Source organism: Pseudomonas libanensis (genome assembly GCF_001439685.1).
Lineage (GTDB): Bacteria > Pseudomonadota > Gammaproteobacteria > Pseudomonadales > Pseudomonadaceae > Aquipseudomonas > Aquipseudomonas libanensis.
The window spans coordinates 159,137-184,094 of record NZ_JYLH01000005.1 but is presented as its reverse complement, the minus strand read 5'-3'; the positions used below and the strand labels follow the sequence as shown (position 1 = coordinate 184,094).

Sequence of the window (24,958 nt, the reverse complement as noted above, 5' to 3'; positions counted from 1 at the left end):
CTGTGGGAGCTGGCTTGCCTGCGATCTGCTGTCGATCGGACGGGCCGAGGTGTCTGCATCGCAGGCAAGCCAGCTCCCACATGACTCGTGTTCACAAAGTTAAGAATTCAAATAGTCAGTCTGGTCAGCTCAACACCGGGTTCCTGGGTCACGCTCAATTGCTGGACGATGGCGTCCTGCAAGCGTCGGCACAGCTCCGGGTCGGACAGTGGCTGGTTGTCGGCATCAGTAATAAAGAACACGTCTTCCACCCGTTCGCCGAGAGTCGCAATCTTGGCGTTCTGCAATGAGAGGTCGAATTCCAGGAAGATCCCGCCGATGCGTGCCAGCAACCCCGGGCGATCTGGCGCGCTGAGCTCCAGCACCGTTACCGGGCGCTGGGCATCGTTGGAAATGGTCACCTGGGGCGCAAAGGCAAAATGCTTGAGCTGGCGCGGCACCCGGCGTTGGATGATGGTCGGGTAATCGTCAGGGTTGCGCAGGGCTTCGGTCAGGCCCTCGCGGATCTTTTTCACCCGCGCCGGGTTGTCGCCAATCGAGTCGCCGTCGGTGTCGAGCACGATGTAGGTGTCGAGGGTGAACTGGCTGCTGGAGGTGATGACCCGGGCGTCATGGATGTTCAGGTTGAGCTGGTCCATGGCGGCCACGGTCACGGCGAAGAAATCGTGCTGGTCCGGCGCGTAGATGAAGATCTGCGTGCCGCCTTCGAATTCGCGCTGGGTGGTTTCCTTGATCAGCACCAAAGGGCCGCCATCGGCGGGTTGCTGCAGGATCGCGTCGCTGTGCCAGGCCACGTCGCCGGCGGTGTGACGCAGGAAGTAATCGTCACCCAGTTGCGACCATAGTTGCTCGACGTCGTCCGGGTCGTTGCCACCGCGCACCAGGATATCCAGGGCCGCGCTCTGGGTGCGACGGATCTGTTCTTCACGATCCACCGGGTTCTCCAGGCCGCGGCGCAGGGCGCGCTTGGTCTCGGTGTACAACTGGCGCAACAGGCTGGCACGCCAGGAGTTCCACAGTGTGGGGTTGGTGGCGTTGATGTCGGAGACCGTCAGCACATACAGGTAGTCGAGGCGGGTTTCATCGCCGACGACTCCCGCGAAATCGTGGATCACCTGCGGGTCGGATAAATCCTTGCGCTGGGCAGTGGTCGACATCACCAGGTGGTTTTGCACCAGCCAGACAATCAGGCGGCTGTCCCACAGGGGCAGCTGGTGGCGCTGGCAGAAGGCTTCGGCGTCCACCGCGCCGATTTCCGAGTGGTCGCCATGCCGGCCCTTGCCGATGTCGTGATACAGGCCGGCCAGGTAGATCAGCTCGGGCTTGGGCAGCTTGGCCATCAGCTTACTGGCCAGAGGGAATTTCTCTGACACCTGGGTGTACTGCAACTTACGTAGATGCTTGATCAGGTTCAGGGTGTGGGCGTCGACGGTATAGATGTGGAACAGATCGTGTTGCATTTGCCCGACGATAAAGCCGAACTCCGGCAGATAGCGCCCGAGAATGCCGTAGCGGTTCATGCGCCGCAGGTTGCGGTGGATGCCGATGCGGCACTTGAACAGCTCGATGAACAGGCTGGTGTTGCGGATGTCGTTGCGAAATTCGTCGTCGATCAGGTGGCGGTTTTCCCGCAGCAGGCGAATGGTGTCGGCGCGCACGCCTTTGATGTCCGGCTGCTGGGCCATCAGCACGAAGATTTCCAGCATGGCGAACGGAGTGCGGCGGAACACGTTGTCGTTGCGTGCCTCGATATAGCCATCGTGCAGCTGGAAGCGCGCATTGATCGGCTGTGGCGGCGCTTCGTCTTCGGGAGCCAGAATCACCTCTTCGAAGTGCTGGATAATCAGGTCACTGAGCTGGGCGATGCTCATGACCACCCGGTAATACTGCTGCATGAAGCTTTCGATGCTGGTCTTCGCGTCTTCGCCTTCAAAACCCAGCAGGGTGGCGATGGCGCGCTGGTGATCGAACAGCAGGCGGTCTTCGGAACGCCCGGCAAGCATGTGCAGGGCGTAGCGCACCTTCCACAGGAACTCCTGGGACGAGGCCAGCAAGGTGTTTTCGCTTTCCACCAGGAAGCCCTCGCCGGCCAGGGCGCGCAGGTTCAGCGTGCCATATTGGCGGCGCGCCACCCACAAAATCGTCTGGATATCCCGCAGTCCGCCCGGGGAGCCTTTGACGTTGGGTTCCAGGTTGTACTCGGTGTCGTTGTACTTGTGGTGCCGCGCCTTCTGTTCGGCGCGCTTGGCCAGGAAGAAATCCTTGCTCGGCCACATGTGTGCAGTGCTGGTGACTTCGAGCATGCGTTGGCGCAGGCGCTCGGGGCCGGCGATGGTGCGGCTTTCCATCAGGTTGGTGATCACCGTCAGGTCGGCGCGGGCTTCTTCGGCGCACTCGGCCACCGAGCGCACACTCTGGCCGACCTCCAGGCCGATGTCCCACAGCAACGTCAGAAAACGCTCGATGGAATCGCGAAAGATCTCATGGTCGGCGTTGTCCAGCAGGATCAGCAGATCGATGTCGGAGTAGGGGTGCAGTTCGCCGCGACCGTAGCCGCCGACCGCCACCAGGGCGATATCGGCGTTTGCACTCCAGCTGAACTGTTCCCAGGCCTTTTGCAGGATGTTATCGACGAACCAGGCGCGATCCTCGATCAGGCGACGGATGTCCCGACCGCTGCGAAAGCGCGCGTCGAGCACCTCGCGGGCTTGACGGATGGCCTTCTTGAAGGCGGCGATGGGGCTCGCCTTCAGTGCCAGCTCGGCCTGGAACTGGCCGCGGTCGAAGAGTTCGGGATCCACCTGGGGCATCGATCGGCTTTCCTTTCTATCTAATAGTCAGTCACAGCACGGCGTGGGAAAACCAACACAGCTTTTTACGCAGAGACGCGAGGGATTGTGTCGTCGGCGCGCAGGGTGAAGATCTCGTAGCCGGTGTCGGTGACCAGCAGCGTGTGTTCCCACTGGGCCGAGAGCTTGCGGTCCTTGGTGATGGCGGTCCAGCCGTCGCCCAGCACCTTGGTGTCGGCCTTGCCCTGGTTGATCATCGGCTCGATGGTGAAGGTCATGCCGGCCTTGAGTTCCATGCCGGTGCCGGCCTTGCCGTAGTGCAGGATCTGCGGTTCTTCGTGGAACACCTTGCCGATGCCGTGGCCACAGAATTCGCGCACGACCGAGAACCCGTTCTTTTCCGCGTGCTTCTGGATCACTTCGCCGATGTCACCCAGGCGGCAGCCAGGCTTGACGATCTCGATGGCCTTGTACATGCATTCCTGGGTGACCTGGGACAGGCGCTCGGCCCACACCGGCACGTTGCCGACGTGGAACATGCGGCTGGTGTCGCCGTGGTAGCCATCCTTGATCACGGTGACGTCGATGTTCAGGGTGTCGCCATCCTTCAGCGGCTTGTCACCGGGAATCCCGTGGCAGACCACGTGGTTGATCGAGGTGCAGATCGACTTGGGGAAGCCTTTGTAGTTCAGCGGGGCAGGGATGGCCTTTTGCACGTTGACTATATAGTCGTGGCAGATACGGTCCAGCGCTTCGGTGGTGACACCGGGCTTGACGTGTTCGGCAATCATTTCCAGCACGTCGGCAGCCAGTTTGCCGGCAACGCGCATGCCTGCGATGTCTTCGGCGGTTTTCAAGGTAACGGTCATACAGGCTCTCTCTAGCGCGACGCGCTGAAATCAATACGGTTCAAGGGGGCGCGACAAAGGGGTGAAGCGTTCGCGCAAGTCCCAAAAAACGCGATTCTAACAGACGATGGTGTCAAATCATGAGCGTCTGGTGATCGCTTCTCTCTATCAAGGTAGCGCCAGGGTGGCTCTATTCAAGGGTTTGGCTAAAGGCAGCGGGGGCAAATGTGATTGCGGGTTCCGTTTTTGTCGATGCTGTGGTATAAAATGCGCCGCTTTCCGGGGATACCCCGCGAAGCTTAAATCCACACACGTGTCGACACGATGACCTGGGTGCCGGAGGCCTTGATGCCGCTGGTTGGTCATTGGGATACGTGGAGGCCAAACCCGACTTATTAAGGAACTATCATGTCCCAAGTCAACATGCGCGATATGCTGAAGGCCGGTGTGCACTTCGGTCACCAGACCCGTTACTGGAACCCGAAAATGGGTAAGTACATTTTCGGCGCGCGTAACAAGATCCACATTATCAACCTTGAAAAAACCCTGCCAATGTTCAACGAAGCGCTGACTTTCGTAGAGCGCCTGGCCCAGGGCAAAAACAAGATCCTGTTCGTCGGCACCAAGCGTTCCGCTGGCAAGATCGTTGCTGAAGAAGCAGCACGTTGCGGTTCGCCGTACGTCGATCACCGCTGGTTGGGCGGCATGCTGACCAACTTCAAAACCATCCGTGCTTCCATCAAGCGTCTGCGTGACCTTGAAGTGCAGGCCGAAGACGGTACTTTCGCCAAGCTGACCAAGAAAGAAGCGCTGATGCGCACTCGTGACCTGGAAAAGCTCGATCGTTCCCTGGGTGGTATCAAGGACATGGGCGGTCTGCCTGACGCACTGTTCGTTATCGACGTTGATCACGAGCGCATCGCGATCACCGAAGCCAACAAGCTGGGCATCCCGGTTATCGGCGTAGTCGATACCAACAGCAGCCCGGAAGGCGTTGACTACATCATCCCAGGCAACGATGACGCAATCCGCGCTATCCAGCTGTACATGGGTTCGATGGCTGACGCTGTAATCCGTGGCCGCAACCACGTTGCTGGTGGTACCGAGCAGTTCGTTGAAGAAGCTCCGGTAGCTGCCGCTGAGTAACTGACGCCCTGGCGTTGACTCAGTAAGCAAAAAGGGGGCTTGGCCCCCTTTTTGCCACCTCGAAAACCATTTGTCGGCAGCGCAGCTACATTATTTGTAACGTGCAGCGGCCTACAACGGAGATTCGGGAAGAATTGATCGCCCGTTTGATCGGGTGGAATGGTTGAAAACCTATCCAAGAGGATTTTGAAATGGCAGAGATTACTGCAGCGTTGGTTAAAGAACTGCGTGAGCGTACCGGCGAAGGCATGATGGATTGCAAAAAGGCCTTGACCAAGGCCGGCGGCGACATCGAAAAAGCCATTGATGACATGCGTGCTTCCGGCGCCATCAAGGCTGCCAAGAAAGCAGGCAACGTGGCTGCTGAAGGCGCTATCGCTCTGAAAGAAGACGGCAAGTCCGCCGTTCTGCTGGAAGTGAACTCCCAGACCGACTTCCTGGCTCTGCAGGACGACTTCAAGGCATTCGTTGCTGCCAGCGTTGAAAAAGCGTTCGCCGAGAAAATGACTGACGCCGCCCCGCTGATCGAAGCTCAAGAAGCTGATCGCCTGGTACTGGTCGGCAAGGTTGGCGAAAACGTCAACATCCGTCGCCTGGTTCGCGTTGAAGGTGATGTGGTTGGTGGTTACCTGCACGGCAACAAGATCGGTGTTGCAGTTGTTCTGAAAGGCGGCGACGTTGAGCTGGCTAAAGACATCGCAATGCACGTTGCTGCAAGCAACCCTGAGTTCCTGCTGCCTTCGGAAGTGTCTGCCGACGCAATCGAACGTGAAAAAGCTGTGTTTCTGAGCCTCAACGCCGACAAGATCGCCGGCAAGCCAGAGAACATCGTTGAAAACATGATCAAAGGCCGTATCAGCAAGTTCCTGGCTGAAGCAAGCCTGGTTGAGCAGGCGTTCGTCAAGAACCCTGAAATCAAGGTTGGCGAGCTGGCCAAGAAAGCTGGTGCTGAAATCGTTTCCTTCACTTACTTCAAAGTAGGCGAAGGCATCGAGAAGCCGGTCGACAACTTCGCTGAAGAAGTTGCTGCCCAGCTGGCTGCCGCCAAGCAATAAGACAGTTTAAGACTGTCGCCGAAAGAGGCTGCCCGCTCACGCGCGCAGCCTCTTTTCAAATGGGAAGACCAATTTTATTTGGTTTCCTCTCGGAACTGGCTTACAAAGCCGTGTTCTGATGGCGCTGTGATAGCGTCCAGCTAGAGTGAACGCAAGCCGTAAACGGCTCGCCAAGAATTTTTTAAAAAAATACGCCGCAGGAGAGATTCGCAATGGCTCAGCAGGGCAGTGGTTATCAGGCTCGCTATAAACGCATTCTACTCAAGCTCAGCGGCGAGGCCCTGATGGGCTCGGAAGAGTTCGGGATCGACCCCAAGGTGCTTGATCGCATGGCGCTGGAAGTCGGCCAACTGGTCGGTATCGGTGTGCAGGTCGGCCTGGTGATTGGTGGTGGCAACCTGTTCCGCGGTGCGGCGCTGAGTGCGGCTGGCATGGATCGGGTCACTGGCGACCACATGGGCATGCTGGCCACTGTGATGAACGCCCTGGCCATGCGCGACGCCCTGGAGCGCGCCAACATCTCGGCCATCGTGATGTCGGCTATTTCCATGGTTGGCGTGACTGATCACTATGATCGACGCAAAGCCATGCGCCACCTGAATTCCAAGGAAGTGGTGATCTTTGCTGCCGGCACTGGTAACCCATTCTTCACCACCGACTCGGCTGCGTGCCTGCGCGCGATCGAAATCGATGCCGACGTGGTGCTGAAGGCGACCAAGGTAGACGGCGTATACACTGCAGACCCATTCAAAGACCCGCATGCCGAGAAGTTCGATCATCTGACCTACGATGAAGTGCTGGATCGCAAGCTGGGTGTGATGGACCTGACGGCTATCTGCCTGTGCCGCGACCACAAGATGCCGTTGCGCGTATTTAACATGAACAAGCCCGGCGCCCTGCTGAACATCGTACACGGCGGCGCAGAAGGGACTCTGATCGAGGAAGGCCAACAATGATCAATGAAATCAAGAAAGACGCCCAGGCGCGTATGCAAAAATCCCTGGACTCCCTGAACCATGCATTTGGTCAGATTCGTACAGGCAAGGCTCACCCCAGCATTCTGGGTAGCGTGATGGTGCCGTACTACGGCGCAGACACGTCCATCACCCAAGTGGCCAACATTACCGTAAAAGATTCGCGCACCCTGCAAGTCGTGGCCTTCGAGCGCAACATGCTTGCTGCTGTGGACAAAGCGATCCAGAGCGCCGGCCTGAACCTCAACCCGACCAACCTGGGCGAGTTGTTGCTGATCTCCATGCCTGCCCTGACCGAAGAAACCCGTAAAGGCTTCACCAAGCAGGCACGCAGTGCCGCTGAAGATGCACGCGTCGCCGTGCGCAACATCCGCCGCGATGCATTGGGTGACCTGAAGAAGCTGGTCAAGGACAAGGAAATCAGCGAAGACGAAGAGCGTCGTGCCGTCGCTGATATCGACAAGCTGACCAAGGACGCGGAAGCCCAGATCACCAAGGCGACCGAAGAAAAAGAAAAGGACCTGATGGCCGTATAAGGGGTCAGGACGCCTTCATGGAAAAGACCAAGCAGACTGTGCCCTCCGTGGTGCCGCGCCATGTCGCGATCATCATGGATGGGAATAATCGCTGGGCGAAAAAACGCTTTATGCCGGGTGTTGCCGGGCATAAAGCGGGTGTTGACGCGGTAAGGGCGGTGATTGAGGTATGCGCTGAGGCCAAGGTCGAAGTGTTGACCTTGTTCGCCTTCTCCAGTGAAAACTGGCAGCGGCCCGCCGATGAAGTCAGCGCCTTGATGGACCTGTTCTTCAAGGCGCTGCGTCGAGAGGCTAAGCGCCTCAATGACAACAACATCAGTCTGCGCATCATTGGTGACCGCTCGCGGTTCCACCCGGAACTGCAAGCCGCCATGCGCGAAGCCGAGGCTATTACCGCAGGCAGTAACCGCTTTGTGCTGCAGATCGCAGCCAACTACGGTGGTCAGTGGGATATCGCCCAGGCAGCGCAGCGGCTGGCCCGCGAAGTGCAGGCCGGTCACCTGCGACCGGACGACATCACGCCTGAACTGTTGCAAACCTGCCTGGTGACTGGCGACCTGCCGTTGCCGGACTTGTGCATTCGTACCGGTGGCGAGCATCGCATCAGCAATTTCCTGCTGTGGCAGCTGGCATACACCGAGTTGTACTTCTCCGACCTGTTCTGGCCGGACTTCAAACACGATGCCATGCGTAATGCGCTGGCTGATTTCGCTTCCCGTCAACGTCGCTTCGGTAAAACGAGCGAACAGATCGAAGCTGGAGCCCGGGTTTAAATGTTAAAACAACGAATCATCACGGCGCTGATCCTGCTGCCGATTGCCTTGTGTGGTTTTTTCCTGCTTGAAGGTTCCGGCTTTGCGCTGTTTATCGGCCTGGTCGTGACGCTGGGAGCCTGGGAGTGGGCGCGCCTGGCGGGTTTCAGCAGCCAATTGCCGCGTATGGCGTATGCGGCAGTAGTCGCAGTGCTGTTGTTCCTGATGTACATCCTGCCGGACATTGCGCCTTGGGTACTGGGTGCTGCAGTGCTGTGGTGGGCGTTGGCGACATTCCTGGTGCTGACTTACCCGCGCACCAGTAGTCAATGGTCGAGCGTGGCCTGCAAGCTGGTGATTGGCCTGCTGATCCTGCTCCCGGCCTGGCAAGGGCTGGTGGAAATCAAGCGTTACCCCCTCGGTAACGAATTGATCCTGGCGGTGATGGTGCTGGTGTGGGGCGCAGATATTGGCGCCTACTTCTCCGGCCGTGCCTTCGGCAAGCGCAAGCTGGCCCCGGCCGTCAGCCCCGGCAAAAGCTGGGAAGGCGTATACGGCGGCTTGGCATTGACGCTGCTGATCACGCTGGTAGTCGGTGTGGTACGCGGCTGGTCGGTGAAGGAGATTTTCCTGGCCTTGCTGGGCACGGCTATCGTCGTGTTCATCTCGGTGGTGGGTGACCTCACCGAAAGCATGTTCAAGCGCCAGGCCGGGATCAAGGACAGCAGTAACCTGCTGCCGGGGCATGGTGGTGTGCTGGATCGTATCGACAGCCTGACTGCGGCGCTGCCGATCTTCGCCGTGCTGCTGTGGATGATCGCTTCGTGAGCCGCCTGCAACAGGTCACCGTACTGGGGGCGACCGGCTCGGTCGGGCTAAGTACCCTGGACGTCATTGCCCGTCATCCTGATCGCTATCAGGTTTTCGCCCTGACCGGCTTCACGCGCTTGAGCGAGTTGCTGGCCTTGTGTGTGCGCCACGCGCCGCGCTTTGCCGTGGTGCCTGAGGCCGCGGCAGCCCGTAGCCTTCAGGATGACCTGCGGGCTGCCGGGCTGGCCACGCAAGTCCTGGTGGGTGAGGCGGGGCTGTGCCAGGTGTCGGCCGATACGCAGGTTGATACCGTCGTGGCGGCGATTGTCGGCGCGGCGGGTTTGCGCCCGACCCTCGCTGCAGTCGATGCCGGCAAGAAGATTCTGCTGGCCAATAAGGAAGCCCTGGTCATGTCCGGCGCGCTCTTTATGCAGGCGGTGCGCAAGAGCGGTGCGGTGCTGCTGCCACTCGACAGCGAGCACAACGCAATTTTCCAGTGCATGCCAGGGGATTTTGCCCGTGGCTTGAGCCAGGTCGGCGTGCGCCGGATTCTGCTGACGGCGTCTGGTGGTCCATTCCGGCAGACTCCGTTGGCCGAGCTGGAACATGTGTCGCCCGATCAGGCCTGCGCTCACCCGAACTGGTCCATGGGGCGCAAAATCTCCGTGGATTCGGCGAGCATGATGAACAAGGGTCTGGAGTTGATCGAGGCTTGCTGGTTGTTCGATGCGCGGCCTGACCAGGTCGAAGTGGTGATTCACCCGCAAAGCGTGATCCATTCCCTGGTCGATTATGTGGACGGTTCGGTGTTGGCGCAGCTGGGTAATCCGGATATGCGTACACCGATCGCCAACGCCTTGGCCTGGCCGCAACGGATTGACTCCGGTGTAGCGCCACTGGATCTGTTTGCAGTGGCGCGCCTGGACTTCGAAGCGCCGGACGAGCAGCGCTTTCCCTGCCTGCGCCTGGCGCGGCAGGCGGCCGAGGCGGGCGGCACAGCGCCGGCGATGCTGAATGCGGCCAATGAAGTGGCCGTGGCGGCGTTTCTCGAACGGCGCATCCGCTTTCCACAGATCGCGAGTATCATCGAGGACGTCCTGGGTCTTGAGCCTGTCGTGGCGGTGAATGACCTGGGGGCCGTGTTTGAGGCGGATACCAAGGCGCGAGCCCTGGCCGGACAATGGCTGGGCCGCAATACGCGTTAGGCTGTGGGTGGGTTCGAGCCTTCAGGCATTGGATTGAAATGCGGAGAAATTAGATGAGTGCGCTCTACATGATTGTCGGCACCCTGGTTGCTCTGGGTGTGCTGGTTACCTTCCACGAATTTGGCCACTTCTGGGTGGCGCGTCGTTGCGGCGTCAAGGTATTGCGCTTTTCCGTCGGTTTCGGCATGCCGTTGTTGCGCTGGCATGATCGCCGTGGCACCGAGTTTGTGATCGCCGCTATCCCGCTGGGTGGCTACGTCAAGATGCTCGATGAGCGTGAAGGCGAAGTGCCCGCCGATCAGTTGGACCAATCGTTCAATCGCAGGACCGTTCGTCAGCGTATCGCGATTGTTGCAGCGGGCCCGATCGCCAACTTCCTGTTGGCGATGGTGTTCTTCTGGGTGCTGGCCATGATAGGCAGCCAGCAGGTGCGTCCAGTTATCGGCGCGGTCGAGGCGGACAGCATCGCGGCCAAGGCCGGCCTCATCGCTGGGCAGGAAATTGTTTCCATTGATGGCGAGCCAACCATGGGTTGGGGCGCGGTCAATTTGCAGTTGGTGCGTCGCCTCGGTGAAAGCGGCACCGTCAATGTGGTGGTGCGTGACCAGGATTCCAGCGCCGAAACCCCGCGGGCATTGGCGCTGGATCATTGGCTCAAGGGGGCCGACGAGCCGGATCCGATCAAATCCCTGGGGATTCGCCCTTGGCGCCCGGCATTGCCGCCGGTGCTGGCTGAGCTTGATCCGAAAGGCCCGGCCCAGGCCGCGGGCCTGAAAGCCGGTGATCGCCTGTTGGCCCTCGATGGCCAGGCGCTGGGTGACTGGCAGCAAGTGGTCGACCTGGTGCGTGTACGTCCTGATACCAGGATTGTGCTGAAAGTTGAGCGAGACGGTGCTCAGATCGATGTGCCTGTGACCTTGTCGGTTCGTGGCGAGGCCAAGGCGGCCGGGGGGGTACCTGGGGGCCGGCGTCAAAGGTGTCGAGTGGCCGCCATCGATGGTGCGAGAGGTCAGCTTCGGGCCTTTGGCCGCGATTGGCGAGGGCGCGAAACGCACCTGGACCATGAGCGTGCTGACCCTCGAATCCCTCAAGAAAATGTTGTTCGGTGAGCTCTCGGTAAAAAACTTGAGTGGACCGATAACCATTGCTAAAGTGGCGGGCGCTTCTGCCCAGTCGGGTGTCGCGGATTTCCTGAATTTCCTGGCTTATCTGAGTATTAGCCTTGGGGTTCTGAATTTGCTGCCCATTCCAGTATTGGATGGGGGGCATCTGTTGTTTTATCTGGTCGAGTGGGTGCGTGGTCGCCCCTTGTCGGATCGGGTGCAGGGTTGGGGGATACAGATCGGTATCAGTTTGGTGGTCGGAGTGATGTTGTTAGCTCTGGTCAACGATCTGGGACGACTGTAACGCTTCGCTGAATTGCGAATCTGCCGCATTTTGCGGCAGTTTGTTTATTGCCAGTTGGAATAAGAAAGGACTTCATGAAACGTCTGCTGCTAACTGCGGTTCTCACCGTATTGATGATCGCCGAAGTTCACGCCGAGTCCTTCACTATCTCCGATATTCGTGTCAACGGCCTCCAGCGGGTATCCGCCGGTAGCGTCTTTGGTGCCTTGCCGTTGAACGTCGGGGAACAGGCGGATGATCGTCGCCTGGTGGAATCCACTCGTGCGCTGTTCAAAACCGGGTTCTTTCAAGATATCCAGCTGGGTCGCGAAGGCAACGTCCTGGTTATCACGGTCGTCGAGCGACCTTCCGTCGCCAGTATCGCGATCGAGGGTAACAAGGCCATCTCCACTGAAGACCTGATGAAGGGCCTCAAGCAATCCGGCCTGGCCGAGGGCGAGATCTTCCAGCGCGCTACCCTTGAAGGTGTGCGTAACGAGCTGCAACGCCAGTACGTTGCTCAGGGCCGCTACTCCGCGACCGTGGAAACCGAAGTGATCCCGCAGCCTCGTAACCGTGTGGGCCTCAAGGTCAACATCAACGAAGGCACCGTGGCGGCCATCCAGCACATCAACGTGGTGGGCAACACCAAGTTCGCTGATGACGACCTGGTCGACCTGTTCGAACTCAAGACCACCAACTGGTTGTCGTTCTTCAAGAACGATGACAAGTACGCCCGTGAAAAACTCTCCGGCGACCTGGAACGCCTGCGCTCCTACTACCTGGACCGTGGCTACATCAACATGGACATTGCTTCGACCCAGGTGTCCATCACCCCGGACAAGAAGCACGTCTATATCACCGTCAACGTCAACGAAGGCGAGAAGTACAAGGTTCGTGACGTCAAGCTCAGCGGCGACCTGAAAGTCCCTGAAGACCAGGTCAAGTCCCTGCTGCTGGTGCAGAAGGACCAGGTCTTCTCGCGCAAGCTGATGACCACCACCTCCGAACTGATCACCCGTCGCCTGGGTAACGAAGGCTATACCTTCGCCAACGTCAACGGTGTGCCGACCCCGAATGATGAAGACCACACCGTGGACATCACCTTCGTCGTCGACCCGGGCAAGCGTGCCTACGTCAACCGCATCAACTTCCGCGGCAACACCAAGTCGGCCGACGAAGTGCTGCGTCGTGAGATGCGCCAGATGGAAGGTGGCTGGGCTTCGACCTACCTGATCGACCAGTCCAAGACCCGTCTTGAGCGCCTGGGCTTCTTCAAGGAAGTCAACGTCGAAACCCCGGCCGTACCGGGTGTGGATGACCAGGTTGACGTGAACTACGCCGTTGAAGAACAAGCCTCGGGTTCGATCACCGCCAGCGTCGGCTTCGCACAGAGTGCCGGCCTGATCCTCGGTGGCTCGATCACCCAGAACAACTTCCTCGGTACCGGTAACAAGGTGTCCATCGGCCTGACCCGCAGCGAATACCAGAGCCGCTATAACTTCGGTTATGTCGACCCCTACTGGACAGCTGACGGTGTGAGTCTGGGCTACAACGCCTTCTACCGCACCACCGACTACAAAGACCTCGACGTTGACGTTGCAAGCTATGCGATCGACAGCCTGGGCGTGGGCGCCAACATCGGTTACCCGATCAGCGAGACCTCGCGTCTGACCTTTGGCATCACTGCGCAACAGGATGAGATCAAGACCGGTGTGTACACCGTGGATGAGATCTTTGACTTCACCCGTCGTGAAGGCGACAAGTTCCTGAACTTCAAGGCGTCTGCCGGCTGGTCCGAGTCGACCCTGAACAAAGGTGTGCTGGCAACCCGTGGCCATTCCCAAAGCCTGACTGCAGAAGTCACCACGCCGGGCAGCGATCTGTCGTTCTTCAAGCTCGACTACCGCGGCCAGCTGTTCCAGCCGTTGAGCGATAACTACACCATGCGCCTGCACACTGAGCTGGGTTATGGCGACGGTTACGGTTCCACTGATGGCTTGCCGTTCTATGAAAACTACTATGCAGGTGGTTTCAACTCGGTACGTGGCTTCAAGGACAGCACCTTGGGCCCGCGTGGTACCCCAAGCCGTGGTTTTGCTGACACCGGTAACGTCGGAACTCGACGTGACGACGACAACGATCCGCTGCCATTCGGTGGTAACGTGCTGATCCAGGGTGGTGCAGAGATCCTGTTCCCGCTGCCATTCGTCAAGGACCAGCGTTCGCTGCGCACCTCGGTCTTCTGGGACGTGGGTAACGTGTTCGACTCCAAGTGTGAACAAATCACCAACCCGAACGGTTCGCGGTCCAACACCCAATGCAACGACGTGAGCCTCAGCAACCTGGCGAGCTCCGTGGGCGTGGGTGTGACCTGGGTGACGGCGCTGGGCCCGTTGAGCTTTGCTCTGGCCATGCCGATCAAGAAACCGGATAACGCTGAAACCCAGATTTTCCAATTCTCCCTCGGCCAGACGTTCTAAGCGTCTGACCTAAGATAACGACAACGGATTCTGTAGGAGTACATCGTGCGTAAGTTGACTCAATTGGTCCTGCTGGCCACTGTGCTGGTAACCACCCCGGCCTTCGCCGAAATGAAAATCGCCGTACTGAACTATCAGATGGCCCTGCTGGAATCCGACGCGGCCAAGAAGTACGCCGTGGATGCAGAGAAGAAGTTCGGTCCGCAACTGACCAAGCTCAAAACGTTGGAAAGCAGCGCCAAGGGCATCCAGGATCGCCTGGTAGCCGGTGGCGACAAGATGCAGCAAGGCGAGCGCGAGCGTCTGGAGCTTGAATTCAAGCAAAAGGCCCGTGACTACCAGTTCCAGTCCAAGGAGCTGAACGAAGCCAAGGCTGTGGCTGACCGTGAGATGCTCAAGCAGCTCAAGCCCAAGCTCGATAGCGCCGTGGAAGAAGTCATCAAGAAGGGTGCCTTCGACCTGGTGTTCGAGCGCGGCGCCGTGATTGACGTCAAGCCTCAATACGACATCACCCGCCAGGTGATCGAGCGCATGAACCAGCTGAAGTAACCCATGACCGCGACTATCAGGCTCGGCGAGTTGGCCGAGTTCCTGGGAGCCACCTTGCGTGGCTCCCCGGAGAAAGAAATCACTGGGCTAGCCACCTTGCAGGAGGCTGGCCCAGCTCAGTTGAGCTTCCTTGCAAACCCCCAATACCGTAAGTACCTGGTCGATTGCCAGGCCGCAGCCGTGTTGCTGAAGGCCGCTGACGCCGAAGGCTTTGTCGGGGATGCGTTGGTGGTGGCCGACCCGTACCTGTCGTACGCCAAGGCGTCACACCTGTTCGATCCAAAGCCTAAGGCGGCCGGTGGTATTCATCCATCAGCCGTGATCGCCACGGATGCCCAGGTTGACCCTTCGGCCAGCATTGGTGCGTTTGCCGTGATCGAGAGTGGCGCGCGTATCGGTGCAGGCGTGACCGTGGGCGCCCACTGCTTTATCGGTGCGCGCTGTGAAATCGGTGCCGATGGCTGGCTGGCTCCCCGTGTGACTCTCTACCACGATGTGCGTATTGGTCAGCGTGTGGTCATTCAGTCGGGTGCGGTGATCGGCGGTGAAGGGTTCGGTTTTGCCAACTCCAAGGGTGTCTGGCACAAGATCGCCCAGGTCGGCGGCGTATTGATCGGCGACGATGTGGAGATCGGCGTGAACACCGCTGTTGATCGCGGGGCCCTGGCCGATACCGTGATCGGCAACGGCGTGAAGCTCGATAACCAGATCCAGATCGCCCACAACGTACAGATTGGCGATCACACCGCCATGGCGGCCTGCGTGGGCATCTCCGGCAGCACCAGGATCGGCAAGCATTGCATGCTCGCCGGTGGTGTCGGGCTGGTCGGGCATATCGACATTTGCGACAACGTCTTCATCACCGGCATGACCATGGTGACCCACTCGATTACCGAGCCTGGGGCCTATTCTTCCGGTACCGCCATGCAACCTGCGGCTGAATGGCGCAAGAGTGCGGCGCGGTTGAGGAAGATCGACGACATGGCACGACGCATCAAACAGCTGGAAAAGCGTGTTGGGGACGTGACCCCTGGCGGTAATGCTTCATCAGAAGGCTGATACCATTTCCATATCAAGTGTGCACAGCCGCTAGACTGCTCCCTTGATTTGCTAGCGGGGCGTGCGCTTAGTCCGCCCGCCCCCAATCTTTATTACAGGCTTCCCCCCGAAATGATGGACATCAACGAGATTCGCGAATACCTGCCTCACCGTTACCCGTTCCTGCTGGTGGATCGCGTAGTGGACCTCAACGTCGAGGAAAAGCGCATTCGTGCCTACAAGAATGTCAGCATCAACGAACCATTCTTCAACGGTCACTTTCCTGCGCATCCAATCATGCCGGGTGTGTTGATCATCGAGGCGATGGCCCAGGCTGCCGGTATCCTTGGTTTTAAAATGCTCGACCTCAAGCCTGCCGACGGTACGCTTTACTATTTCGTGGGTTCCGACAAACTGCGTTTTCGCAGCCCGGTCACTCCGGGTGACCAGTTGATCCTGGAAGCCAAGTTCATCAGCTGCAAGCGCCAGATCTGGAAGTTCGAATGCCAGGCCTCGGTAGATGGCAAGCCGGTGTGCTCTGCCGAGATCATCTGTGCGGAACGCAAACTATGAGTTTGATTGACCCTCGCGCAATCATCGATCCGTCGGCCGTACTGGCCGCCGACGTTGAGGTCGGCCCTTGGTCGATCGTCGGCGCAGGTGTGGAAATCGGCGAGGGGACTGTCATCGGGCCGCACGTGATCCTCAAGGGTCCGACCCGCATTGGCAAACACAATCGTATCTACCAGTTTTCTTCGGTAGGCGAAGACACCCCGGACATGAAGTACAAGGGTGAAGAAACACGCCTGGTAATCGGTGACCACAACATCATCCGTGAAGGCGTCACCATTCACCGCGGGACTGTGCAGGATCGTGCCGAAACCACCTTGGGTGATCACAACCTCGTCATGGCCTATGCGCATATCGGCCATGACAGCGTGATCGGCAACCATTGCATCCTGGTCAATAACACCGCGCTGGCAGGCCACGTGCACGTTGACGACTGGGCGATCCTGTCCGGATTCACCCTTGTGCATCAGTATTGTCATATCGGCGCCCACAGCTTTTCCGGCATGGGCACTGCGATCGGCAAAGATGTTCCGGCATTCGTTACGGTGTTCGGCAATCCTGCCGAAGCCCGTAGCATGAACTTCGAAGGCATGCGCCGCCGAGGTTTCAGCGAGGATGCGATCCACGCCCTGCGCCGCGCCTACAAGACCGTTTACCGCCAAGGACTGACGGTTGAGCAGGCCCTGACCGAACTGACCGAGCCGGCTACGCTGTTCCCGGAAGTCGCGGTGTTCCGTGACTCGATCCAGGCGTCGACTCGCGGCATCACCCGCTGATCATGGCCAACCTGCGTATTGCGCTAGTGGCCGGTGAAGCTTCCGGCGATATCCTGGGTGCTGGCCTGATGCGTGCCCTCAAGGCCCAGCATCCCGCGGTGGAATTTATCGGGGTGGGTGGCCCCTTGATGCAGGCCGAAGGGCTTGCCTCCTATTTTCCCATGGAGCGTCTGTCGGTCATGGGCCTGGTGGAGGTATTGGGACGCCTGCGCGAGCTTCTCGCTCGTCGCAAACTGCTGATCAAGACGCTCATTGAAGAAAAGCCCGATGTGTTTATCGGTATCGATGCACCGGATTTCACCCTCAATATCGAACTCAAGCTGCGTCAGGCTGGAATCAAGACCGTGCACTACGTCAGCCCGTCCGTGTGGGCGTGGCGACAGAAGCGCGTGTTGAAGATTCGCGAAGGCTGCGACCTGATGTTGACCCTGTTGCCATTCGAGGCGCGGTTCTACGAAGAGCAGGGCGTGCCGGTACGGTTTGTCGGCCATACCCTGGCCGATGCCATTCCCTTGCACGCTGACCGTGCTGCGGCGCGTGCCGAATTGGGCTTGCCCGACGGCCCATTGGTGGCGTTGATGCCGGGCAGTCGTGGCGGTGAAGTCGGGCGCTTGGGTGCGCTGTTTTTTGACGCCGCCGAACGTCTGCAAGCGCAAAAACCGGGCGTTCGTTTTGTATTGCCATGCGCCAGCCCGCAACGTCGCGTGCAGATCGAAACCTTGCTCGAAGGTCGCGACCTGCCGCTGACCCTGCTCGACGGCCAGTCCCACCTGGCCCTGGCAGCCTGCGATGCCGTGCTGATCGCGTCGGGTACTGCCACCCTGGAAGCCTTGCTGTACAAGCGCCCCATGGTCGTGGCCTATCGCCTGGCGCCGCTGACCTTCTGGATCCTCAAGCGCATGGTCAAGAGCCCCTACATCTCCCTGCCCAACCTGCTGGCCCAGCGCCTGCTGGTGCCGGAGTTATTGCAGGACAATGCAACGCCCGAAGCGCTCGCGCAAACTCTACTACCCTTGATCGACGGTGGCGAAGAGCAGACCCGTGGTTTCGACGATATTCACCGTACCCTGCGTCGTGATGCCTCGAACCAGGCGGCCGACGCCGTGTTGACCTTGATCGGCCAAAAACAGGGAGCCTTATGATCACGCAAATGGGCCTGGATTTCAGCCTGGTTGCCCAAGCCCATGAGCTGGTGGCCGGCGTTGACGAAGTAGGGCGCGGTCCGTTGTGCGGTGCCGTGGTCACGGCAGCGGTGATCCTTGACCCGAACCGTCCGATCCTGGGCCTCAATGATTCGAAAAAACTTACTGAAGCCCGTCGTGAAAAACTCTTCGACGAAATCTGTGAGAAAGCCCTGAGCTGGCATATTGCCCGGGCAGAAGTGGAAGAAATCGACGAATTGAACATCCTGCACGCTACCATGCTGGCCATGCAGCGTGCGGTGGAAGGCCTGCATATCACCCCGAAATTGGCGATGATCGACGGCAACCGTTGCCCGAAACTGGCGATGCGCGCTGAAGCCGTGGTCCAGGGCGATGGCAAGGTTCCGGCCATTGCTGCGGCGTCGATCCTGGCCAAGGTCAGTCGTGACCGCGAAATGGCTGCGTTCGATTTGATCTACCCCGGCTATGGCATGGGTGGGCATAAGGGCTATCCGACGCCCGTTCATCTGGAAGCCCTGGCCCGCCTCGGCCCAACGCCTATCCATCGTCGTTCCTTTGCCCCGGTGCGCCAGGCTTATGAGGCGCGTGAGAGCCTGATCGAGGTTTAGCGCCAAGGCTGATGTTTTTACCAAGGCCCGGTACAATCCGGGCCTTGTTGTTTCCATGTATCAAGACAGGATCACTATGCCGGCTTCATTCGTTCACCTGCGCCTGCACACTGAATACTCCCTGGTCGACGGCCTGGTACGAATCAAGCCACTGGTCAAAACCCTGGTGGGCATGAACATGCCTGCGGTGGCGGTTACCGATCAGAACAACATGTGCTCCCTGGTCAAGTTCTACAAGAATGCCATGGGCGCCGGCATCAAGCCGATCTGCGGTGTCGACCTGTGGCTGTCCAACAAAGACCCGGATAACCCCCTTAGCCGCATCAGCCTGCTGGCGATGAACGGCGTGGGTTATCGCAACCTTACCGAGCTGATTTCCCGTGGTTTTATCGACGGCCAGCGCAACGGCTCGATTATTATCGAGCGCGAGTGGGTGGCCGAAGCCAGCGAAGGCGTGATCATGCTCTCGGCGGCCAAGGAAGGCGAAATCGGTATCGCGCTGCTGGGCGGTAATCCCCAGGAAGCCGAAGTGCTGGCCCGCGAGTGGATGCAGGTTTTTCCGGACCGTTTCTACCTGGAAGTCCAACGTACCAACCGTCCCAATGATGAAGAGCACCTGCATGCCGCCGTGGCCCTGGCCGACAAGCTGGGCGCGCCACTGGTGGCGACCAACGATGTGCGCTTTATCAAGAAAGAAGATTTCGAGGCCCACGAAACCCGCGTGTGCATCGGCGAAGGCCGAGCCCTGGATGACCCGCGCCGCTCGAAAAACTACAGCGAAGAGCAGTACCTCAAAAGCGCCGAAGAAATGGCGCAGTTGTTCAGCGATTTGCCTGAGGCCCTGGAAAACTCCGTCGAGATCGCCAAGCGCTGCAACATTGAAGTGAAGCTGGGCAAGCACTTCCTGCCCAACTTCCCGATTCCCGATGGCATGACCATCGATGAGTACTTTCGCAAGGTGTCGTTCGATGGCCTGGAAGAGCGCCTCAGCGTCCTGCTGCCCAAGGACACCACCGAAGACTATGAAGCCAAGCGCCAGGTGTATGTCGACCGGTTGAATTTCGAGCTGGATATCATCATCCAGATGGGGTTCCCCGGTTACTTCCTGATCGTGATGGACTTTATCCAGTGGGCCAAGAACAACGGCGTGCCGGTCGGTCCGGGCCGGGGGTCAGGCGCTGGCTCGCTGGTGGCCTATGTGCAGAAAATTACCGATCTTGACCCGCTGGAATATGACCTGCTGTTCGAACGGTTCCTGAACCCGGAACGGGTATCCATGCCCGACTTCGACGTCGACTTCTGCATGGACGGCCGCGATCGGGTCATCGAGTACGTGGCCGAGAAATATGGCCGCAACGCGGTAAGCCAGATCATCACCTTCGGTTCCATGGCCGCCAAGGCGGTAATCCGTGACGTGGCGCGGGTGCAAGGCAAGTCCTACGGTTTGGCGGATCGCCTGTCGAAGATGATCCCGTTCGAAGTCGGCATGACCCTGGAAAAAGCCTACGAGCAGGAAGAGATCCTGCGCGACTTCATCAAGGTCGATGAAGAAGCCGCGGAAATCTGGGAGATGGCGCGCAAGCTTGAAGGCGTGGTGCGTAACGTCGGTAAGCACGCCGGTGGCGTGGTGATCGCGCCCACCAAACTGACCGACTTTTCGCCGATCTATTGCGATGAAGAAGGCGACGGCCTGGTGACCCAGTTCGACAAGGATGACGTGGAGGCGGCCGGCCTGGTGAAGTTCGACTTCCTCGGCCTGCGCACCCTGACCATCATCGACTGGGCGCTCAAGACCATCAACCGCGACCGTGCCAAGGTCGGCGAAGAACCGCTGGATATCGCGTTTATCCCGCTGGATGACAAACCGACCTACAGCCTGTTGCAAAAAGCTGAAACCACGGCGGTGTTCCAGCTTGAATCCCGGGGCATGAAGGAGCTGATCAAAAAGCTTAAGCCCGACTGCCTGGAAGACTTGATCGCACTGGTGGCCCTGTTCCGTCCGGGCCCGCTGCAATCGGGCATGGTGGACGACTTCATCAACCGTAAGCACGGCCGCGCCGAACTGGCGTACCCGCACTCCGACTACCAGTACGAGGGTCTCAAGCCCGTATTGGCGCCGACCTACGGCATCATCCTGTACCAGGAACAGGTGATGCAGATCGCCCAGGTGATGGCGGGCTACACCCTTGGTGGAGCGGACATGCTGCGTCGCGCCATGGGTAAGAAAAAGCCCGAGGAAATGGCCAAGCAGCGTGGCGGTTTCATTGAAGGCTGCGCAACTAACAATATCGACGCCGATCTGGCGGGTAACATCTTCGACCTGGTGGAGAAATTCGCCGGTTATGGCTTCAACAAATCCCACTCCGCCGCCTACGGCCTGGTGTCATACCAGACCGCCTGGCTGAAAGCCCATTACCCAGCGCCGTTCATGGCGGCGGTACTCTCGGCGGATATGCACAACACCGACAAGGTCGTGACCTTGATCGAGGAAGTGCGCACCATGAAGCTGCGCCTCGACGCGCCGGACGTGAACGCTTCGGAGTTCAAGTTCACGGTGAACGACGAAGGCCGCATCATCTATGGCCTCGGCGCGATCAAGGGCGTGGGCGAAGGCCCGGTGGAAGCCATCACCGAGGCGCGCCAGGACGGGCCGTTCAAGGACCTGTTCGATTTTTGCGCACGGGTTGACCTCAAGCGCATCAACAAACGTACCCTCGATGGCTTGATCCGCAGCGGCGCACTCGACCGGCTCGGCCCGTATTTCCATGATGAGCCCAAGGCTTACCAGGCCAATATCGATCGCAACCGTGCAGTGCTGCTCACCGCCATGGAGGAGGCAATCAAGGCCGCCGAACAGACCGCCCGCACCCATGACAGCGGCCACGCCGACCTGTTTGGCGGGCTGTTTGTCGAAGAAGATGCCGATGTCTACGCCAACCATCGCAAGGCCAAGGAGCTCACGCTCAAGGAACGTCTCAAGGGGGAGAAAGACACCCTGGGCCTGTACCTGACCGGTCATCCGATTGACGAATACGAAGGCGAGATCCGGCGTTTCGCCCGCCAGCGCATCATCGACCTGAAACCGGCGCGCGATACCCAGACCGTCGCCGGTATGATCATCGCCCTGCGGGTGATGAAAAATAAGAAGGGCGACAAGATGGGCTTCATCACCCTCGATGACCGCTCGGGCCGCATCGAAGCGTCATTGTTTGCCGACGCGTTTCACTCCGCCCAGTCGCTGCTGCAGACCGACGCCATGGTGGTGGTGGAAGGGGAGGTCAGCAATGATGACTTCTCCGGTGGCCTGCGCCTGCGTGTCAAGCGGGTGATGAGCATGGAAGATGCCCGTACCAATCTCGCCGAGAGCCTGCGCCTGAAGGTCAAGACCGAAGCGCTCAAGGGCGATCAGCTACGCTGGTTGGGTGACCTGCTCAAACGTCACCGCGGCGCGTGCCCGGTGACCATGGAGTACACCGGCAGCGACGCCAAGGCCATGTTGCAGTTTGGCGAGACGTGGCGGATTGATCCCGCCGATGGCTTGATTCAAGCATTGCGTGACCAGTTCGGGCGAGACAACGTCTTCCTCCAATACCGTTGACGGTCAGCACCCCTGACCTCGGCTGAACATTTAATCTCGACCTAAACGCGCCTCTCCCTTAAGGTAGGGCGCGAATAGACAACCGGCTGGCCAGGCACTCCTTGGCCGTCGACCCAAGACGGACGCTTATGAACCCGAATTTTCTTGATTTCGAACAGCCGATCGCTGACCTGCAAGCCAAGATCGAAGAGCTGCGCCTGGTCGGCAATGACAATTCGCTGAATATCGGCGATGAGATCGCTCGCCTGCAAGACAAGAGCAGCACGCTCACCGAAGACATTTTCGGCAAGCTGACCAGCTGGCAGATCGCGCGCCTGGCTCGCCACCCGCGCCGTCCGTACACCCTGGACTACATCGAGCACATCTTCACCGAGTTCGACGAGCTGCACGGCGACCGCCATTTTTCCGATGACGCAGCCATCGTGGGCGGTATCGCTCGCCTGGACGACCAGCCAGTGATGGTGATCGGTCACCAGAAAGGCCGTGAAGTGCGCGAGAAGGTGCGCCGCAACTTCGGCATGCCGCGTCCGGAAGGCTACCGCAAGGCGTGTCGCCTGATGGAAATGGCCGAGCGCTTCAAGATGCCGATCCTGACCTTCATCGACACCCCGGGCGCCTACCCGGGCATCGATGCCGAAGAGCGTAACCAGAGCGAAGCGATTGCCTGGAACCTGCGAGTCATGGCGCGCCTGAAAACCCCGATCATCGCCACCGTGATCGGTGAGGGTGGTTCCGGCGGTGCACTGGCCATCGGCGTCTGCGACCAGCTGAACATGCTGCAATACTCGACCTACGCGGTGATCTCCCCGGAAGGTTGCGCCTCGATCCTGTGGAAAACCGCAGAGAAGGCACCGGATGCGGCTGAAGCCATGGGCATCACCGCCGATCGCCTCAAGGGCCTGGGGATCGTGGACAAGGTCATCGCCGAGCCACTGGGCGGCGCCCACCGTGATCCGGCTGCCGCTGCTGCGACCATCCGTGCAGAATTGGGCTCGCAATTGGCGATGCTCAAGAAGCTCGATAACGAAGCGCTGCTGGCTCGTCGTTATGAGCGCCTGATGAGCTACGGTCTCTAAAGTCGCAGCAGTACCAATGTGGGAGGGGGCTTGCCCCCGATTGCTGGGTGTCAGTCACTGTATCTGCTGACTGATCCACCGCTATCGGGAGCAAGCCCCCTCCCACATTTGCTTTGTGTATGCTCGGCCTATGTATTCCAGATTTGTGGCGGTGACATCTGATGAAACCGGCTCTACCCGCCAGACTCCTGAAAACCCTGGCCCCCTGGCGCAATGCACCTGCCTGGCATATCGCATTCTCCGGTGGCCTCGATTCCACCGTCCTGCTGCACCTTCTGGCCTCCCTGGCAAACACCGAAAGCCTGCCGCCCATCAGCGCTGTGCATGTCCATCATGGCCTGCAAGCGGCCGCTGACGCCTGGCCCAGTCATTGCCAAGCGTTATGTGACAGCCTGGGCATACCTTTGCAGGTCTTGCGTGTACAGGTGCAACCCGGTGCCAGCCAGGAGCGGGCCGCGCGTAACGCACGTTACCAGGCGTTTACCGAGGTGATCGGGGCAGGGGAGGTGCTGCTCACCGCCCAGCATCGCGACGATCAGGCCGAAACCCTGCTGTTCCGCCTGTTGCGCGGCGCCGGAGTGCGTGGGTTGGCGGCGATGCCCGAGTGTCGCCCGTTGGCGACGGGGCACTTGGTGCGGCCACTGCTGGCAGTCTCCCGGGAAGCGCTGGAAGCCTACACCCACGAACACCAATTGAAGTGGATTGAAGACCCTTCGAACGGCGATCCACGGTTCTCGCGTAATTACCTGCGCCATCAGGTCTTTCCAGCGCTGACGCAACGCTGGCCACAGGCAGTCTCGAGCCTGGCCCGCACTGCCGAGCACCTGAGTGAAGCCCAGAGCCTGCTCGATGAGCTGGCGCACATGGATCTGACCGCCGCCGATCAGCCTTCAACGTTTTCGTGGTTGCCTTTGCCGTCCCTGGCCCTTGCTCCGTTGCGCGATCTTTCCGATGCTCGCCAGCGCAATGCCTTGCGTCACTGGTTGAATCCGCTGACTCGACTGCCCGACAGTGACCACTGGGCCAACTGGTACGCCCTGCGCGATGCCAAGGCGGACGCACAGCCGTTATGGCGCCTGGCAGACGGTCAGCTTCATCGTTGCGGCGAACGCATTTGGTGGCTGCCTACCATTTGGTCGGAATTTTCCGACGCGCCGGTGGGCTGGCCCGATCCGCGAAATCCACTAGAGTTAACCGGGAACGGCCAACTGATGTTTGCCGGCAAGGCTCCCGAAGGGCCTTTGTCGATTCGTTATCGCCAGGGTGGCGAAATCGTCGAAGTGCCAGGTCGAGGCCGGCGTGATCTTAAGCGCCTGCTGAATGAAAGTGGTATGCCGGGCTTCGTCCGTGGCAGATTGCCGCTGGTCTATCGGGGCGAGCAATTGCTGGCTGTGCCGACGCTTGCGGGGCTTTGGGCCAGCCCGCTGGATGACTGGCAATTACATTGGTTGCCACAGACCTGCGATCAAGGTTTGAGCTGATAGAGCCTTTCCGGTAGACTACGCTCCCTTCTTGATACAACTTCTGTGGATTCGACTGAATCGCAGCAGTTGCCGATTACCAAGCAGTCTTTGCTGGGCGATTCCAAAAAATGTG

19 protein-coding genes and 1 pseudogene are annotated in these 24,958 nt (G+C 59.4%); 18 read left to right on the top strand and 2 right to left on the bottom strand.

Annotated features, from left to right (window positions below):
- Window positions 1-107 precede the first annotated feature (107 nt).
- Entirely contained in the window at window positions 108-2,810 is a 2,703-nt protein-coding gene (locus TU73_RS10120; protein ID WP_057012058.1) for a [protein-PII] uridylyltransferase, read from the bottom strand.
- A gap of 65 nt (window positions 2,811-2,875) precedes the next feature.
- On the bottom strand, window positions 2,876-3,658 hold the full coding sequence (gene map / locus TU73_RS10115) for a type I methionyl aminopeptidase (protein ID WP_043049616.1): 783 nt from the start codon (window positions 3,656-3,658) through the stop codon (window positions 2,876-2,878).
- 387 nt (window positions 3,659-4,045) lie between these two features.
- Here map and rpsB point away from each other — a divergent pair, with 387 nt between their 5' ends.
- From rpsB to tilS, 18 genes and pseudogenes are all read left to right on the top strand, one after another.
- Entirely contained in the window at window positions 4,046-4,783 is a 738-nt protein-coding gene (rpsB, locus tag TU73_RS10110; protein WP_003219330.1) for a 30S ribosomal protein S2, read from the top strand.
- A gap of 191 nt (window positions 4,784-4,974) precedes the next feature.
- Entirely contained in the window at window positions 4,975-5,838 is an 864-nt protein-coding gene (tsf, locus tag TU73_RS10105; RefSeq protein WP_003189160.1) for a translation elongation factor Ts, read from the top strand.
- 212 nt (window positions 5,839-6,050) lie between these two features.
- Window positions 6,051-6,794, top strand: a complete 744-nt coding sequence (gene pyrH, locus TU73_RS10100; protein WP_003189161.1) for a UMP kinase — start codon at window positions 6,051-6,053, stop codon at window positions 6,792-6,794.
- A complete protein-coding gene (frr, locus tag TU73_RS10095) occupies window positions 6,791-7,348 on the top strand; it encodes a ribosome recycling factor (RefSeq protein WP_057012057.1) in 558 nt (185 codons plus the stop codon). Before pyrH ends, frr begins: the two co-directional genes overlap by 4 nt.
- 17 nt (window positions 7,349-7,365) lie before the next feature.
- A complete protein-coding gene (uppS, locus tag TU73_RS10090) occupies window positions 7,366-8,121 on the top strand; it encodes a polyprenyl diphosphate synthase (RefSeq protein ID WP_005785713.1) in 756 nt (251 codons plus the stop codon).
- On the top strand, window positions 8,122-8,928 hold the full coding sequence (locus TU73_RS10085) for a phosphatidate cytidylyltransferase (RefSeq protein ID WP_057012056.1): 807 nt from the start codon (window positions 8,122-8,124) through the stop codon (window positions 8,926-8,928).
- Entirely contained in the window at window positions 8,925-10,115 is a 1,191-nt protein-coding gene (gene ispC, locus TU73_RS10080) for a 1-deoxy-D-xylulose-5-phosphate reductoisomerase (RefSeq protein ID WP_057012055.1), read from the top strand. The genes TU73_RS10085 and ispC overlap by 4 nt, the downstream gene beginning before the upstream one ends.
- A 53-nt stretch (window positions 10,116-10,168) precedes the next feature.
- A pseudogene (rseP, locus tag TU73_RS10075) lies at window positions 10,169-11,522 on the top strand (sigma E protease regulator RseP).
- 74 nt (window positions 11,523-11,596) lie between these two features.
- Entirely contained in the window at window positions 11,597-13,984 is a 2,388-nt protein-coding gene (gene bamA, locus TU73_RS10070) for an outer membrane protein assembly factor BamA (RefSeq protein ID WP_057012054.1), read from the top strand.
- A gap of 45 nt (window positions 13,985-14,029) precedes the next feature.
- The gene (locus tag TU73_RS10065) at window positions 14,030-14,533 is read left to right on the top strand and encodes an OmpH/Skp family outer membrane protein (RefSeq protein WP_003172279.1); all 504 of its coding nucleotides are present in this window, start codon (window positions 14,030-14,032) and stop codon (window positions 14,531-14,533) included.
- A gap of 3 nt (window positions 14,534-14,536) precedes the next feature.
- Complete coding sequence (gene lpxD / locus TU73_RS10060; protein WP_057012053.1) at window positions 14,537-15,592, top strand: UDP-3-O-(3-hydroxymyristoyl)glucosamine N-acyltransferase; 1,056 nt, start codon at window positions 14,537-14,539, stop codon at window positions 15,590-15,592.
- Between the two features lie 111 nt (window positions 15,593-15,703).
- Window positions 15,704-16,144, top strand: a complete 441-nt coding sequence (fabZ, locus tag TU73_RS10055) for a 3-hydroxyacyl-ACP dehydratase FabZ (protein ID WP_034118457.1) — start codon at window positions 15,704-15,706, stop codon at window positions 16,142-16,144.
- On the top strand, window positions 16,141-16,917 hold the full coding sequence (lpxA, locus tag TU73_RS10050) for an acyl-ACP--UDP-N-acetylglucosamine O-acyltransferase (RefSeq protein ID WP_043049624.1): 777 nt from the start codon (window positions 16,141-16,143) through the stop codon (window positions 16,915-16,917). The genes fabZ and lpxA overlap by 4 nt, the downstream gene beginning before the upstream one ends.
- A gap of 2 nt (window positions 16,918-16,919) precedes the next feature.
- The gene (gene lpxB / locus TU73_RS10045; RefSeq protein ID WP_057012052.1) at window positions 16,920-18,059 is read left to right on the top strand and encodes a lipid-A-disaccharide synthase; all 1,140 of its coding nucleotides are present in this window, start codon (window positions 16,920-16,922) and stop codon (window positions 18,057-18,059) included.
- Window positions 18,056-18,688 (top strand): ribonuclease HII, encoded by a 633-nt coding sequence (rnhB, locus tag TU73_RS10040; RefSeq protein WP_046071292.1) that lies wholly within the window; start codon window positions 18,056-18,058, stop codon window positions 18,686-18,688. The genes lpxB and rnhB overlap by 4 nt, the downstream gene beginning before the upstream one ends.
- Window positions 18,689-18,764: 76 nt before the next feature.
- A complete protein-coding gene (gene dnaE / locus TU73_RS10035; protein WP_057012051.1) occupies window positions 18,765-22,286 on the top strand; it encodes a DNA polymerase III subunit alpha in 3,522 nt (1,173 codons plus the stop codon).
- A gap of 128 nt (window positions 22,287-22,414) precedes the next feature.
- The gene (locus tag TU73_RS10030; RefSeq protein ID WP_003189182.1) at window positions 22,415-23,362 is read left to right on the top strand and encodes an acetyl-CoA carboxylase carboxyltransferase subunit alpha; all 948 of its coding nucleotides are present in this window, start codon (window positions 22,415-22,417) and stop codon (window positions 23,360-23,362) included.
- 161 nt (window positions 23,363-23,523) lie between these two features.
- Entirely contained in the window at window positions 23,524-24,843 is a 1,320-nt protein-coding gene (tilS, locus tag TU73_RS10025) for a tRNA lysidine(34) synthetase TilS (protein WP_057012050.1), read from the top strand.
- The last annotated feature ends 115 nt before the right edge of the window (window positions 24,844-24,958 follow it).